This window comes from Dinghuibacter silviterrae (assembly GCF_004366355.1).
Classification (GTDB): Bacteria; Bacteroidota; Bacteroidia; order Chitinophagales; family Chitinophagaceae; genus Dinghuibacter; species Dinghuibacter silviterrae.
In genome coordinates, this window is sequence record NZ_SODV01000001.1 from 1,566,935 (window position 1) to 1,581,986 (window position 15,052).

A 15,052-nucleotide genomic window follows, 5' to 3' on the forward strand; every position below is an offset into this window, starting at 1 on the left:
CCGCATGCCGTCTTTAGTACAATATTACCGTCACAAACGCCCGTTCGCGCTGGAAGGAGGGATGATCCTGAACGAAATGACCATCGCGTACCATACGTTTGGCCGCCTGAATGAGGACGGGGACAATGTCGTCTGGGTTTGTCACGCGCTTACGGCCAACAGCAATGCCGAAGAATGGTGGACCGGTCTGATCGGCCCGGGTAAGGTGATCGATACCGAAAAGTATTTCGTGGTCTGTGACAATATCCTGGGGTCCTGTTATGGAACCGAGGCTGCCTTGTTCGACGGAGACGAGCCTACCCTGGTGACCATCCGGGATATGGTGGGCGTGCATCGTCTCCTGAGGGAACACCTCGGGATCGGGCAGATACGGCTCCTGATGGGGGGCAGCATGGGCGGTTACCAGGTCCTGGAATGGGCCATCCAGGAACCGGATGTCGTCCGCGAGCTGTTCCTGATCGGGACGGCGGCGTCGGAAAGTGCCTGGGGTATAGCCATCCATTCAGCCCAGCGTCTGGCGATCGAGGCGGATCCCACCTGGAAGGAAGGCGGGGAAAAAGGCCTGATGGCCGCCCGGGGCATCGGCATGCTCACCTACCGGACCTATCAGCAATTTGTGTCCGCCCAAACGGGTCCGCAGGAGGTCCTCCAGGGCTTCCGGGCGGAATCGTATATCCGTTACCAGGCCGAAAAGCTGGCCCGGAGGTTCGACGCCCGCAACTACTGGCTCCTGACCCGGAGCATGGACAGCCACCACATCGCCCGAGGGCGGGGTATGAGCATAGAGGCTGCGCTCCAAGGGATTAAGCAACGGACCCTGGTCATCGGGATCGACAGCGACCTCCTTTGTCCCTTCGTGGAACAAAAATTTCTGGCCCAGCACCTGCCCCACGCCCGGCTGATCGGGATCGACTCGATCTACGGACATGACGGTTTTCTGACAGAATCGGCCAAAATCGGTGGATATTTAAGGGAGTGGCTTGAGGGGTCTTAAGTACCTTTGCAAGCTATGCAAGACGCCCAGGAATTTATCGACGTTTTTGGAGCCCGGGTGCATAACCTGCGGAACATAGACATACACATTCCCAAAAATAAAATGGTGGTCATCACGGGGATCAGCGGGAGCGGCAAGTCTTCCCTGGCCTTTGATACCATCTATGCCGAGGGGCAGCGCCGGTATATGGAGACCTTTGGCGCTTATGCCCGTCAATTCATCGGGGAAATGGAACGGCCGGACGTGGACAAGATCACCGGTTTGTCCCCCGTCATCTCCATCGAGCAGAAAACGACCAACAAAAATCCCCGTTCCACGGTGGGCACAATCACGGAAGTGTACGACTTCCTGCGGTTATTGTACGCCCGTATCGGAGAAGCGTACAGCTATAATACGGGGAAAAAAATGGTGAAGTTTAGCGAGGAGGAAATCGTCGCGAACATCTACCAAAAATTCAAAGGCAAAAAAATCACCCTCCTGGCGCCCCTGGTCCGGGGCCGTAAGGGCCACTACCGCGAGCTTTTCGAGGACGTCCGCAAAAAAGGCTACCTCAAGGTGCGCGTCGACGGGGACATCCTGGACCTCGCGCCAAAGATGCAGGTGGACCGGTACAAAATCCACGACATCGAGGTCGTGGTCGACCGGCTCCCGGTGACGGATGACATGAAGGTGCGCTTGAGCCAAAGCGTGCAAAAGACCCTCCAGACCGGGAAGGACCTGTTGTTCCTGCTGGTCGGCGACGGCGGCAAGGCCCTGCAGTACTCCAAACAACTGATGTGCGAGGACACCGGTATTTCGTACGAGGAACCCTCCCCCAATTCTTTTTCCTTCAATTCTCCGTACGGTGCGTGTCCCGTGTGTAAAGGGCTGGGCACCATCTACCAGGTTGACCTGGACGCCATCATACCCGACCGGGAAGTCTCCATCAAAGACGGCGGCATCGCGCCCCTCGGCGGGGAGCGCGCGTCTTATGTCTATAAACAGGTGGAAGGCATCCTGCGCAAATACCGTGTAAAGCCCGAAACCCCGATCAAAGACGTGCCCGTTAAGGCACTCAACGTCATCCTGTACGGCAACGAAGCCGGGGAAGGCACGACGGAAGTGGGTTTCGACGAGGAGACCGCCGCCGAAAACCCCGACGCCTATGAAGGCGTCGTCAACATGGTCAAACGCTGGTTTTCCGGGGCCATGAGCGAGGGTGTGCGGGAATGGGCCGAGAAATTCATGGAGCTCAAAACCTGCGACACCTGCGAGGGCGCCCGTCTGAAAAAAGAAAGCCTTTGGTTCCGGGTGGCGAACGAAAACATTTCAGAGCTGAGCTCGTGGAACCTGGATACGCTCTGGACGTGGTTTTCCACTGTGGAGAAACACCTCTCGGCGAAACAAAACACCATCGCCAAAGACATCCTCAAGGAAATCCGCGAACGGCTCCAGTTCCTCCTGGATGTGGGCCTGACCTACCTGACGCTCGACCGGCCCACCCGGACCCTGAGCGGGGGTGAGTCCCAACGCATCCGGCTGGCCACCCAGATCGGGTCGCAGCTCCAGGGCATCACCTATATCCTCGACGAGCCCTCCATCGGTCTCCACCAACGGGACAACCACCGGCTCATCGACGCACTACGGAACCTGCGCGACATCGGCAACAGCGTCCTCGTCGTGGAACACGACAAAGACATCATGATGGCCGCCGACTACCTCGTGGACGTAGGTCCCAAGGCCGGTCTTCACGGCGGCCGGATCGTGGCGCAGGGCGACCCGAAGGACCTGTTGAAGCTCGACACCCTCACCTCCAGCTACCTCAACGGGCACCGCCGGATCGAGGTTCCCACCACCCGCCGCGAAGGTTCGGGCAAGTTCCTCGAACTCATCGGCGCCTCCGGGAACAACCTGCAAAAGGTCAGTGCACGTTTTCCCCTCGGTACGTTTATCTGTGTCACGGGGGTTAGTGGTAGTGGGAAAAGTACCTTGATCAACGAAACCCTTTACCCGATCCTCAGTCAGTACTGTTACGGATCCAAGGCCGCACCGCTCGAATACAAAAGCGTCAAGGGCCTCGAACACATCGACAAGGTCATCGAGATCGACCAAAGCCCCATCGGCCGCACCCCCCGGAGCAACCCCGCCACCTACTGCGGTTTCTTCACGGAAATACGGCAGCTTTTTGCCGCCATCCCCGAAGCCAAAATCCGCGGCTACAACGCCGGCCGTTTCTCCTTCAACGTCAAGGGCGGCCGCTGCGACGTCTGCGAAGGCGGCGGCATGCGCGTCATCGAAATGAACTTCCTCCCCGACGTCTATGTCCCTTGCGAAAAATGCAACGGCCGCCGCTACAACCGCGAGACCCTCGAAATCCGTTACAAGGGGAAGTCCATCAGCGACGTCCTCGACATGAGCGTGGACGAGGCCGTCGAGTTCTTCGCCAGCGTCCCCTATCTCTACCGGAAAATCAAGGTCCTCCAGGACGTCGGCCTCGGCTATATCACCCTTGGCCAGTCCGCCGTTACCCTTAGCGGCGGCGAGGCCCAGCGTGTCAAGCTCGCCACCGAGCTCTCCAAACGCGACACCGGAAAGACTTTCTATATCCTCGACGAGCCCACCACGGGTCTTCACTTTGAAGACATCCGCCACCTCATCGAGGTCCTCGACAAACTCGTCGAACGCGGCAACACCATCCTCGTCATCGAACACAACCTCGACGTCGTCAAGGTCGCCGACCACATCATCGACCTCGGCCCCGAGGGCGGTGTCGGCGGCGGCCGCATCCTCTGCACCGGCACCCCCGAGGAAATCCTTTCCTGCACGGAGAGCCACACGGCGCGCTTCCTCAAAGCCGAGCTGCCCGCCGGGGTGGTGCCCATGAAGCGGCCGCCCTCAAAGGCGGCACCCACGGGGCTCCCTCCCACGAAGGCGGAACGCGAAGCCGCGCTCGCTGCTGCGAAGGCCGAGGCCAAAGCCGCGAAGGCCGCCGCCGCTCAGGACGCCGCGCCCCGGAAGACAGCCGCAAAAACGCCCCCCGCGGCAAAGTCCGCGCGCAAGAAAAAGTAAACGGTGCGAGACGCCTCAGCCCCCCCATGGCGAAGTTTGACCCTACACAGGTGTCCCTTTTTCTCGCCTTAAATTCGCGTCAAGTTATAGCTTGACAATGGTGTGAAAAAGCAAGCCATAGCTTGACGCGAATTTAAGGCGAGAAAAAAGGAGGACAGGGGGCATCCCCTACGAGGTCGGGGCGCCGACCGGCGGTGCCGGTCGTCTACGATCCGAGCCCGCGGCCCTTCCAAAAGGGGGGGATTACAAAGGGGGACCATAGGTCCCCCTTTGTCGCAACGCAAAAAAAGAAGGGAGAGTAGACACCCCCCCTTGGCTATGCTTGGATATATGGCTAAAACAAATTTGATTCAAATTATTAACAAATTCCGTGCCGTCATCTACCAGCGAACCGGGCAACGGACCTGGTTGCTGGCGCGGCCAAACCACGTGTCGTCGTTCCCGAACTTGATGATGAGCCGGACGACGAAACTGAAGTAGGCGTCATCGTGGGTGGGGTCGCCGCGGTTGGAAAAATCGGTGTACGGAAGACCGCTTTTGTTGGACATGGCGGCGGCGATTTTCGCCTGTGCAGCCGGCATGTGTTGGTAAAACAAGGCCGGGTTGACGAAGTTGGTGCTGACGTCATCGATATAGTCCGTATGAAGGATCCGGTCCAGGACTTCCCCGCTGACCGCGACTTTATCCGACACGTCGAAACGGGCGCCGATCCCCAGGGGGATGTTCGTCGACCAAAGCTTGTAGTTGGGGGGATAGCCCGGACCCCAGCCTTCTCCTTCGGTGTGGAGGGGTTGGAGGTCGACCCAGGTGGTCTGACCTGTAGTAGGGTCCTTATAGGTGCCCTGGGGATTGAAATGGAAAAAGCCGAAACCCGCAACGGCGTAAGGGCGGATCCGCGGCTGGTAGTCAAAGGGAAGCGTAAAAAAGTCGGTAGGATATATTTCGAGGCAAATCGTTCCCTCTTCAATCGACGTCCGGAAGTCCAGGTTGCGCGTCCGGCGCCAATCGGCATCAAAATCGTGACCATTGGTATAGCGGTCGGCGCCGTACAGACGGCCATAGTTGAGGTTGGCGCGAATACCCAGCCAGGAAGCGGGATAGATGGCCCCGGAAATACCCGCGAAGTAACGCGTGGTCGGCAGGTTGAGGTCCTTTATAAAGCGTTTGCCGTCTCCGAGGTTACCCCCCAGTTCACCCAAAAAGAAAGACGGGCCTATTTCAAAGCCGAGGTCTGTCTCCATATCCTTGAAGGAGAGTGCCAATTGAGCATGTGTGCCGGAAGATAGCAATAAACCGATGAGGAGCAGGGTAAGCGCGGGGAATCGCCAGCTAAAAAGAGGGGTACTCTTTTTCATAGATACGGACATATTAGGTTTTACACGATTGGATTTACCGTGTAATATTAAATATAAATAATCGAAAAACCTAACGTTTGACCATCTCTACATGGGCTATGTCGTCTTCCATGTACACGCCGCCCGTTTGGACGAAGCCAAAGGAACCGTAGAAATCGACGAGGTATTGCTGGGCGCCAATCCTGACAGGCTGCTGACCATAGAGGGCATAAAGATGCGTAAGTGATTGATCGATAAGGGTCCTGCCCATGCCTTTGCCCCGGACGGAAGGGGCCGTAACCACGCGGCCGATGGACGGTTCGGCAAATTTCAGCCCGGGCGGCACGATCCGGGCGTAGGCGCCCAAAATCGCCGGACCGGCGGGAATAAAGCCTCCGATGCCGTCGGGAACGTCCATGCCCCCGGTCCAACCCATGAGGTGGTAACACCCGTCGTCCGCGCCGTCCATGTCCAGGAACACACAATTTTGCTCCACCACAAACACCTCGCTGCGCAGGCGAAGCAGGGCGTAGAGTTCGGAGGGGGTAAGGTCGTTAAAGGCTTTGAGCATCCACTGATCCATGGCTAGTAATTGTATTTGTCCTTCCAAAGTTGTTTGAGGTAACGCCTCAGCTCGTCTTCCCGGGCGTTGTGACCGGGTTCGTAGAACTTCGTCCCGGCAAGGGCTTCGGGCAGGTATTCCTGGTTGCTGAAATGGTTGTCGTAGGCATGGGAATATTGGTAGTCCTTTCCATACCCTAGGTTTTTCATGAGGCGGGTGGGTGCGTTGCGGATGTGTAGAGGCACCGGCTGGTCGCCGTATTTCTTCACCGCGGCCATGGCCGCCCCGATCGCTTCCACGGCTGCGTTGCTTTTGGGAGAGCAGGCGAGGTAGGTGACGCACTGCGATAGGATAATGTTCGCCTCGGGGTAGCCGATCTTATGGACCGCGTCAAAGGTGGCGTTGGCCATGACGAGGGCCGTAGGGTTGGCGTTACCGATGTCTTCGCTGGCCAGGATGACCATCCGGCGGGCGATAAAGGTGACGTCTTCGCCGCCCTCGATCATCCGTGCCAGCCAGTACAACGCGGCATTGGGATCGCTCCCGCGCATCGACTTTATAAATGCAGAGATGATGTCGTAGTGTTGGTCCCCGCTTTTATCGTAGAGGGCCACCTTTTGCTGGGCCACGGACATGACAAAGTCATTGGTCACTTTGCCGCCGGGTGGCTTTGCCTGGGCCACGAGCTCCAGCAAGTTGAGCAGCTTGCGCGCATCCCCGCCCGACAGTTGTAGCAAGGCGGCCGTTTCCGCGAGCGCCAAACCCGAAGCCTTCATCGCCGGGTCGGTCTCCAACGCCTTATGGAGCAGCTTTTCGAGATCCGCATCGGACAACGGTTTGAGGATATACACCTGGCTGCGGCTCAGCAAGGCCCCATTGACCTCGAAACTGGGGTTTTCGGTGGTGGCCCCGATCAGCGTGACGATGCCCTTTTCCACAGCCCCCAGCAGGGCGTCTTGCTGGCCCTTGTTAAAACGGTGTATTTCGTCTATAAAAAGAATGGACCCCGGATGGTCTTTGGCTTCTTCGATCACCGCCCGGACTTCTTTCACCCCGCTGGAAATGGCGCTAAGGGTATGGAAAGGAACATTCAAAGTGTGGGCGATGATCCCTGCGATCGTTGTTTTGCCGACCCCCGGCGGTCCCCAAAGGATCAGCGAGGGGATCTTGCCCTGTTCGATCGCGGTGCGCAGGATGCTGCCTTTGCCTGCGAGGTGTTCTTGTCCGATCAGGTCATCCAGCCGTGTGGGCCGCATTCGTTCTGCCAGTGGAATGGTGGGCGCCATGATGGTGTAAATATACGGCAGCCTTCCCGAAGGCCGCTGCCTTATCGGCGGCGGCGAGATAATGCCCGACATCCGCGAGGGTGACCGGGCCGGGCCAGTCGTCCAGCTCCACCACCACCAGGTAGCCTTCAGCCCCGCCGGCAGAGTCCAGGGCATTCACCAGTTTTTGCTGATCGCTGAAGACGCGTTGTCCGTTGTCGTCCCAGCGTTCGTGGGTGCAAAGACAGCCCAGGGAAGGGGTTTGCGGATACCAGACGCTGCCCTTGAAATAATTGGGGTCGATCGTCGTACCGTGCGCAATGACTGCCCGCCTGCCGATCCGGCCTGCATAAAAGGCGCCCTGCATCGCAAAATCCTCCCGCCAGGTCGGCGGAAGGAGCGCCTTGTACGCGTCCAGGTACCAGGTCGTGTCAGTCAGACCCGGGTCATGGAAAAAGTGTGCCGGCGTGACCTCGTAGGGCATGCGCATCTGGATGTTGAGCGTGGGGCCCAGGAATTCGTTGTGGGAAAAACCAAAGCCGTCCATGAGAAATATCCCCTGGGGCGTATTGCCGTCGTGCGTGTAGTAGGGCAGGTTGGTGATGGACCGCGCCAGCTGTGGGACCGCAAAGTAGGTGCTGTCCGGGTTCCGGACGAAAAGGCCGTCTGCACCCCGGATGACCGCCAGACCCGGGTAGTCGCGGTTGCTTCGCTGGAAGCTGTAGACGACGGTTTTGCCCGGTTGAAACGAAGGCCCCAGCAGGTCGTCCAGGGGTGGAGTAAGGGAGGGGACACCTTCGTGGTTCAGCCGCCGCCGGAAGAGTTCCAGGCTAACGTCCGCACTCGAATCCAGCAGTTTCGCCAGGCGTTGCCGGATCAGCGTCCGGGCTTCCGCGTCCCCATGCTCCAGGAGCAGGTATTCGGCGCACAGGATAAAGACGCGGTTGTCCAGGGTGCGCTGGAGCAAGGCCTTGACCTGCGGACGGAACGAATGGGGATAGTTCGTATACAACAATTGCAGATAAGCCTCCAAAAAATCCCCCGACCGTTCGTCCACGTGATCCCAGACCTGTGCGATCCGTTGTTGTACGAACGGCGTTTTATAATGAAGCAGCTCCAAACCGTAAAAAGGATCCGCCCAGTCGTCCTCCGTAGAGTCGGCCAGCGGGAGCGTCAGGTCACGCTGTACATAGTTCTTTAGAAAATTCTGGTAAAAGGCTTCACGGCGCGTCTTGGTGGCAAAGGTGGAGAACACCGATTGCCCGGTCACCAGGGACGGGATCCCCAGCATCATCGCCCATAACCATCTGCGCATTTCTTTATTGAAAGTAGTCCTTGTATCGCCTCACCAGGAAAAGGGTCCATATAGCGTGTACGATACCAACCGAAACAATCACGGCAAAAAAAACAAACGAGAGCTCCAGCTCCGTGTGGATGACGGCCGGCGGATACTGGCTCGTCATGTGGGCGTCGGCGATCGTTTTGCTGAACCTGTCGACCATGGGTTGAGACAGGAACACCGAGTGCATCCTGGCAAGGCCGTAAAGGATGCCCGCGATCAACACCGCCGCGTTGGCGATAAGCCATTCTTTCAACGACCGCCTCAGTGGTTTTCCTTCCTTGAGGACGATCTGGGAAAAAAGACGGCTCAACACGCTATAGATGACCATGCATCCCGAAGCGAAAAGATAGATCATCAGTTTCGGATGCAGCTCCACCCCGAACAACCGGATGACGGAGGCGAAAAAAGCCATATACGCCATCAGGGAAACAAAGGTCCCCAGGAATCGATACGTGAAAAAGGTTCCCTTCTTCATGCGATTGTCGCTTTTGTATCGATCTGCAATTCGTCCAATTGTTTCTGGTCGATGGTAGAGGGCGCGTCCAGCATGACGTCACGCCCGCTGTTGTTTTTTGGAAAAGCAATAAAGTCCCTGATGCTTTCGCTTCCCCCGAGCAGCGCGCAGAGGCGGTCGAAACCAAGGGCAATGCCCCCGTGGGGCGGCGCGCCATATTCAAAGGCGCCCAGCAGGAAGCCAAACTTATGCCGGGCTTCTTCCGGGCTCATGCCCAGGGCGGCAAACATTTTTTCCTGCAGTTCCCGCTGGTAGATCCGGATGGAGCCCCCGCCGATCTCGGTTCCGTTGAGGACGAGGTCGTAGGCGTTGGCCTTGACGGAGGCATACGGATGTGCGAGGTAGGCCGCCGGATCGGTAATGGCCGGATCGTTCTCAATCATCACCGCGATATGGTCGGGTTTTGGCGCCGTGAACGGATGGTGACGCGCGACCCAGCGGTTGTCCTCCTCGCTGTATTCGAACAGCGGGAAGTCCACGACCCATAGGGGGCGGAATTCATCCTTTTTGCGCAGCCCCAAACGATTCCCGATTTCCAGGCGGAGTTCGCTCATCGCTTTACGGGTGCGCTCTTCCGCGCCGGCAAGGATCAGGACCAGGTCGCCGGAACCAGCGCCCACGGTGGCCGACAGGGTTTTGAGACGCGACTCGTCGAAGAATTTATCTAATGAGCTTTTATAAGTACCGTCCGAATTGCACTTGATATACGCCAGCCCTTTCATGCCGATCTGCGGGCGTTTGACCCACTCGGTGAGTTCGTCGAGCTGTTTGCGGGTATACTCCGAGAGACCGGGCGCCGCGATGGCGAGCACCGTCTCAGCGTCGTCGAAAACACCGAACCCCGTGGGGGCCTCGAACGCCATGGCGCCCCGCAGCGATGGGTACACCGATGAAGGCGTCTTCAGGTTCGTGAGTTTCATCCCGAACCGGATGTCCGGTTTATCGTTTCCATAATTCCACATCGCCTCGTCAAAGGTCATCCGTGGAAACGTGTAGTCGATGTCGATCCCCTTGACTTCTTTAAATATGTACTTGGTCAAAGCCTCGAAGGTGTTCAGGATGTCCTCCTGTTCCACAAAGCTCATCTCGCAGTCGATCTGGGTAAACTCCGGCTGGCGGTCCGCCCGCAGGTCCTCGTCCCGGAAACACTTTACGATCTGAAAGTAGCGGTCATAACCGCTCACCATCAGGAGCTGCTTGAACGTCTGGGGAGACTGGGGCAGGGCGTAAAACTGACCCGGGTTCATCCGGGAAGGGACCACAAAGTCGCGCGCACCTTCCGGTGTGGACTTGATCAGGAAAGGCGTTTCCAGGTCCATAAACCCTTGCTGGTGCAGGAAGTTCCGGGTGGTCCGGTTGACCTGGTAGCGCAGTTCGAGGTTCCGGCGCACCTGGGGCCGGCGAAGGTCCAGGTAGCGGTATTTCATACGCAGGTCGTCCCCCCCGTCCGTATCGTCCTGGATCGTAAAGGGAGGCACCGCGGATTTATTCAGGATGCGAAACGCCTGTACGGCGATCTCGATGTCTCCCGTAGGGATATTCGGGTTTTTGTTCGTCCGTTCCAGGACGGTCCCTTCCGCCTGGAGCACATACTCACGCCCCAACGGTTGTTCATCCAACTGGGGATTCAGGGATTCGTTAAACACCAACTGGGTAATGCCGTACCGGTCCCTCAGGTCCACGAAAGTAATGGCCCCGAATTTCCGGATCGTTTGCACCCAGCCGGACAAAGTCACCGTCTGTTGTACGTTTCCTATCGTCAGTTCTCCGCAGGTATGTGTTCTTAGCATAAGGGAAGCAAATATACGTCAGCTGAACATTTCCCTCACCTTATCAAAGAAGGACTTCTCGGACTTTTCGGGTCTGGGTTGGAAATTCGAGGATTCTGCCATCTTCTCCAGCATGGCTTTTTCCTCGCTCGTTACGTTCTGCGGTGTCCACACATTGACGTGGACCAGTTGATCCCCGCGCTCATAGGAATTGACCGCCGGGAACCCCTTGCCGCGCAAACGGAAGATCTTTCCGCTTTGCGTGCCCGTGGGTATTTTGATCTTTGCCTTTCCGTCTATGGTAGGTACTTCCACCGAGGTGCCAAAGACCGCCTCGGGGAAGGTGAGGTAAAGGTCATACGCCACGTTCAGCCCATCCCGGTGCAGGGACGGATGCGGTTCTTCCTCTACGAGGATGATCAGGTCGCCGGGGGCGCCCCCGCGTTCTCCCGCGTTCCCCTTGCCGCTCAGGCTTAGCTGCATGCCTTCCTGAACCCCGGCAGGAATATCGATCGACACGGTTTCTTCGCCAAAGGCCCTGCCTTCACCCTTACAGGTCGTACACTTGTTGGTGATCGTCGTCCCCTCCCCGTTACAGGTGGGACAGGTAGACACCGTCTGCATCTGCCCAAGGAACGTATTGGTTACCTTGCGGACCTGGCCGTTCCCCCCGCAGGTGGGACACGTCTGGACGCTGCTTTTGTCTTTCGCCCCGCTGCCCGAACACGTCTGGCAGGGGACATATTTTTTCACCTTGATGGTCTTGTTGACCCCGCTGGCGATTTCCTCGTACGTCAGTTTGATTTTGATCCGGAGGTTGCTGCCCCGGACCCCGCGCGCCCGTCCGCCCGCGCGCCCACCGCGGGCGCCGCCAAAAAAGCTGCCGAAAAGATCATCCCCGAAAATATCTCCGAACTGGCTAAAGATGTCATCCATGCTCATCCCCGCGCCCGGGCCGAACCCGCCGGGACGGCCGTTACCGCTGACCCCCGCATGCCCGTAACGGTCATACTGGGCCCGGCGGTCCTGGTCGCTGAGGATCTCGTAAGCCTCCGCGGCTTCCTTAAACTTTTCCTCCGCTTCCTTGTTCCCGGGATTCCGGTCCGGATGGAACTGCATGGCCACCTTACGGTAGGCTTTTTTCAGCTCATCGGCCGAGCAGCCCTTTGCAACCCCGAGTATCTCGTAATAATCTCTTTTCGCCATAATAGTACCCCCTTATTTCCCCACAACGACTTTTGCGTGACGGATGATTTTGTCTCCTAAATAATACCCTTTCTGGACCTCGTCCAGAACCTTACCCACCAGCTCCGGGGTGGGGGCGGGTATTTCGGTGATGGCGTCGTGCTTTTCCACGTCAAAAGGGGTATGCAGACTTTCCATAGGTTTCAATCCCTTGGATTGCAGTGCGTTGCGTAATTTGTTGAAAACCAGCAGCACGCCTTCGCGCACCTGGGTGATGTCTGACGCATTGTCCAGCTGTTTCTCCGCCCTGTCACAATCATCCAAAACGTCCAGCAGGCTTTGGATCACCTCCCTGCCCGCCGTCTGGATCAACTCCACCCGCTCCTTGGCGCTCCTGCGCTTGAAGTTGTCAAATTCAGCGTACAGCCTGAGATATTTATCCTTCTGATCCTGAAGCTCTTGTTGCAACTTTTCCACCTCGGATTCGTCCATGGCTTCCTGGAGATGGGCCGTCCCGGCCACGTTCTCGTCCACGTTTATATCTTCCTCCTGCCTGGAGGCGCCGTTTTTCTCTTGGAATTCCTTTTCTGTCATATATGAAACTGTTTCAATCGGTGTATTGCGCAAAGATACTGCCAAGGGAGGGGTGCGGCCAAATTGACATTGGCTACAGGTCCACCCAGTGCACCCGTATCCAGATATCCTTGTTCCTCCCTTTGTCGTCGGTACAGGAAATCTTCACCGGCCCCTCGGAGGGCAAAAAGAACTGGGAAGCGTGCGCGTCGGCCGACTTGTAAAAGGCGTTGTTGATATACCAGTAGACGCGCGCCACGTCGCCCGCGGTGCGGCAGGATAGCTGCAGGGGCTCGGGGTGTTTGCGGCTAAGGTAGTACTCGGAGCCCTTGGAAGGAGAAAGGATGATGGGCCCCCCCTCGCCAAAGATGGCTTCGCACGAAGGATTGTGGGGCGGGATCTTTTCATAGGCGATGTGGTGGTCATCATAGTAGGCTTGCATGGCGGGGGAAAAGATGCGGTACCATTTCTCGCGATAGCCGGTCGCGGGTTTGCAATAGGGGCAGTACGACATCCTGCCGTTGGGGGAAATGGCGATCAGCTTGCGGCTCTGGCAGGCTGTGGTGGGCGATACCAGGGGGATGAAGTAGTCGCTGACCAGGTCGGTGCACTGAGGGGAGGGCGGCAGGCCCGTTTCGCTGCACACGATCCGGCTGTCTACCCCTGGCGGTTGGTGGAACCATTCCTGGCCGTTGTCATAGTCGATGGTATTAAATATTTGGAAAAGTAACGGCGTAGCCACGGTCGCCCCGCTAAGGGACGGGACGCCCTTCCCGGAAAAGTTCCCTACCCATACACCCACGGTAAACCGCTGGTTGTACCCAATGCTCCAGGCGTCCCGTCGTCCGTAGGACGTGCCCGTCTTCCAGGCAATCCGGGGGAGGTGGGCCGTGGTGCTCCAGGTGAGCGGGAAGTCGGGGCGGTTTACCCGTGAGAGGATGTCGTTGATCATGAAGGCGGCGGCGGGGCTCATGACGCGGACGGCGGGCGCCGGCCGGGCCGCGCCGGGGGCGGCCGCCGCCGTATCCCCCTGGTACAGCGTCAGCGCCCGCCACTCCCCTTCATGCGCCAAACTCGCGTAGAGCCCGGTAAGCTCTTCGAGCGTCGCCCCGCACCCCCCGAGGATCATGGACAACCCGAGTTTCCCGCGGTCTTTTTGAATCTGGCGGAAGTGGCAGGCCATGAGCGTCGACACGAGGCGGTCTTTGCCGAGGAGCGAGAGGCTTTTGACGGCGGGGATATTTAAAGAGTGTTCCAAAGCGTATTCCATGGAGACGTAGCCGTTGAACTTGCGGTCAAAGTTCTCGGGAGCGTACCCTTGGTAGTCGATGGGGACGTCCTCGATGACCGTCTTGGGGGTGAGCAGGCCGGCGTCGATACAAAGCCCGTAGAGGAAGGGCTTTAGGGTGCTCCCGGGTTCGCGGACGGCGCGGATACCGTCGACCTGTCCCTGGTCCGTGGTGTCTTTAAAATCGGCGGAACCTACATACGCCGCGACCTGCCCCGTGGCGTTGTCGACGACGAGGACGGCGGCCTGGCCGATCGAGGAGGCGTGGAGCTGGCGGACATAGTTCGCCGCCAGTTGTTCGATGGTGAGTTGGGTGTTGAGGTCGATAGAGGTTTGGATATAGGGTTGGGGCAGGGAACGGAGCCGCTGCGAGAGGTGGGGGGCGTAGGTGGGCATCCGGCCCCGCGTGGCGGTCAGGGGTTCCCGGACGGCGTCTTCGATTTCTTTCGGGGTGAACACATGGTCGCTGGCAAAACGGCGGAGCCATTGGTTTCGCTCGGCCACGATCTTGTCGTTGTCGCGGCCCATGACCAGGGTGGAGGGGCGGTTGGGGATGACCGCGAGTGCGGTGATTTCGGCCAGGCTGAGGTGGTCGGGGTCCTTATTAAAATACAGGAGCGCGGCCGTTCGGACCCCTTGGATATTCCCCCCGTAGGGGAGGAGGTTGACATAGAGCTGGAGGATTTCGTCTTTGGAATACTTCCATTCGAGCTGGAGGGCGCGGAAGGCTTCGATGCATTTGGCGAGGTAGGTCCGTTTCCGGGGTTCGAGGGCCCGCGCGACCTGCATGGTGATGGTGGACGCCCCGGAGGTCCGGCGCATCCGGAAGATGTTCCTCAGGAGGGCGCGGCCAATCGCCAGGGGGTTGACGCCGGGATGGTCGTAGAAGTATTTATCTTCCTTTTCGATGATGGTCCGCCGGAGCAGGGGGGAGAGGTCGGACAGCCGGGTTTGCATCCGCCACTGCTGGTCGTGGGTGAGGTAGACGTGGAGGATGTCACCCTTGCGGCCGGTGATGACGGTGGAGTATTCGATCTTGTCGGGTAGGGGGCAAAGACGGTTGAGGAGCAGGAAAAGCAGGAATAAAAAAATACCGCCCAGAAACCCCCATTTAACAAAGGTTTTTACTTTCTTTATAGTACCTTTTCGTGACATTACCCAAATGTAAAGAACCTCGC

11 protein-coding genes are annotated in these 15,052 nt (G+C 58.2%); 2 read left to right on the plus strand and 9 right to left on the minus strand.

Translation table 11 applies throughout. From position 1 onward, the window contains the following. The first annotated feature begins 4 nt into the window (after positions 1-4). Together EDB95_RS06990 and uvrA are read left to right on the plus strand one after the other, a co-directional pair. Positions 5-994, plus strand: coding sequence for a homoserine O-acetyltransferase family protein (locus EDB95_RS06990; RefSeq protein WP_133991990.1), 990 nt, complete (start codon positions 5-7; stop codon positions 992-994). 15 nt (positions 995-1,009) lie between these two features. After that, a complete protein-coding gene (gene uvrA, locus EDB95_RS06995; RefSeq protein WP_170209622.1) occupies positions 1,010-4,042 on the plus strand; it encodes an excinuclease ABC subunit UvrA in 3,033 nt (1,010 codons plus the stop codon). Between the two features lie 380 nt (positions 4,043-4,422). Here the strand turns inward: uvrA and EDB95_RS07005 are convergent, their stop codons facing one another. From EDB95_RS07005 to pbpC, 9 genes are all read right to left on the minus strand, one after another. Beyond that, positions 4,423-5,397, minus strand: a complete 975-nt coding sequence (locus EDB95_RS07005; protein ID WP_133991993.1) for a hypothetical protein — start codon at positions 5,395-5,397, stop codon at positions 4,423-4,425. A gap of 70 nt (positions 5,398-5,467) precedes the next feature. Further along, entirely contained in the window at positions 5,468-5,959 is a 492-nt protein-coding gene (locus tag EDB95_RS07010; RefSeq protein WP_133991996.1) for a GNAT family N-acetyltransferase, read from the minus strand. A 2-nt stretch (positions 5,960-5,961) separates the two neighbouring features. Then, positions 5,962-7,224: a replication-associated recombination protein A gene (locus EDB95_RS07015; protein ID WP_133991999.1), complete on the minus strand. Its 1,263-nt coding sequence runs from the start codon at positions 7,222-7,224 to the stop codon at positions 5,962-5,964. Beyond that, positions 7,172-8,518: a hypothetical protein gene (locus EDB95_RS07020; protein ID WP_133992002.1), complete on the minus strand. Its 1,347-nt coding sequence runs from the start codon at positions 8,516-8,518 to the stop codon at positions 7,172-7,174. Before EDB95_RS07020 ends, EDB95_RS07015 begins: the two co-directional genes overlap by 53 nt. Before the next feature lie 4 nt (positions 8,519-8,522). Beyond that, positions 8,523-9,020 carry a hypothetical protein gene (locus EDB95_RS07025; RefSeq protein ID WP_133992005.1) on the minus strand — a complete coding sequence of 166 codons (498 nt, stop codon included), beginning with the start codon at positions 9,018-9,020 and terminating at the stop codon, positions 8,523-8,525. Next, the gene (aspS, locus tag EDB95_RS07030) at positions 9,017-10,849 is read right to left on the minus strand and encodes an aspartate--tRNA ligase (RefSeq protein WP_133992008.1); all 1,833 of its coding nucleotides are present in this window, start codon (positions 10,847-10,849) and stop codon (positions 9,017-9,019) included. Before aspS ends, EDB95_RS07025 begins: the two co-directional genes overlap by 4 nt. An 18-nt stretch (positions 10,850-10,867) precedes the next feature. Continuing rightward, complete coding sequence (gene dnaJ / locus EDB95_RS07035; protein ID WP_133992011.1) at positions 10,868-12,034, minus strand: molecular chaperone DnaJ; 1,167 nt, start codon at positions 12,032-12,034, stop codon at positions 10,868-10,870. A 12-nt stretch (positions 12,035-12,046) separates the two neighbouring features. Then, complete coding sequence (locus EDB95_RS07040) at positions 12,047-12,607, minus strand: nucleotide exchange factor GrpE (RefSeq protein ID WP_133992014.1); 561 nt, start codon at positions 12,605-12,607, stop codon at positions 12,047-12,049. Positions 12,608-12,680: 73 nt separating this feature from the next. Continuing rightward, positions 12,681-15,029 (minus strand): penicillin-binding protein 1C, encoded by a 2,349-nt coding sequence (gene pbpC / locus EDB95_RS07045; RefSeq protein WP_133992017.1) that lies wholly within the window; start codon positions 15,027-15,029, stop codon positions 12,681-12,683. Positions 15,030-15,052 lie beyond the last annotated feature (23 nt).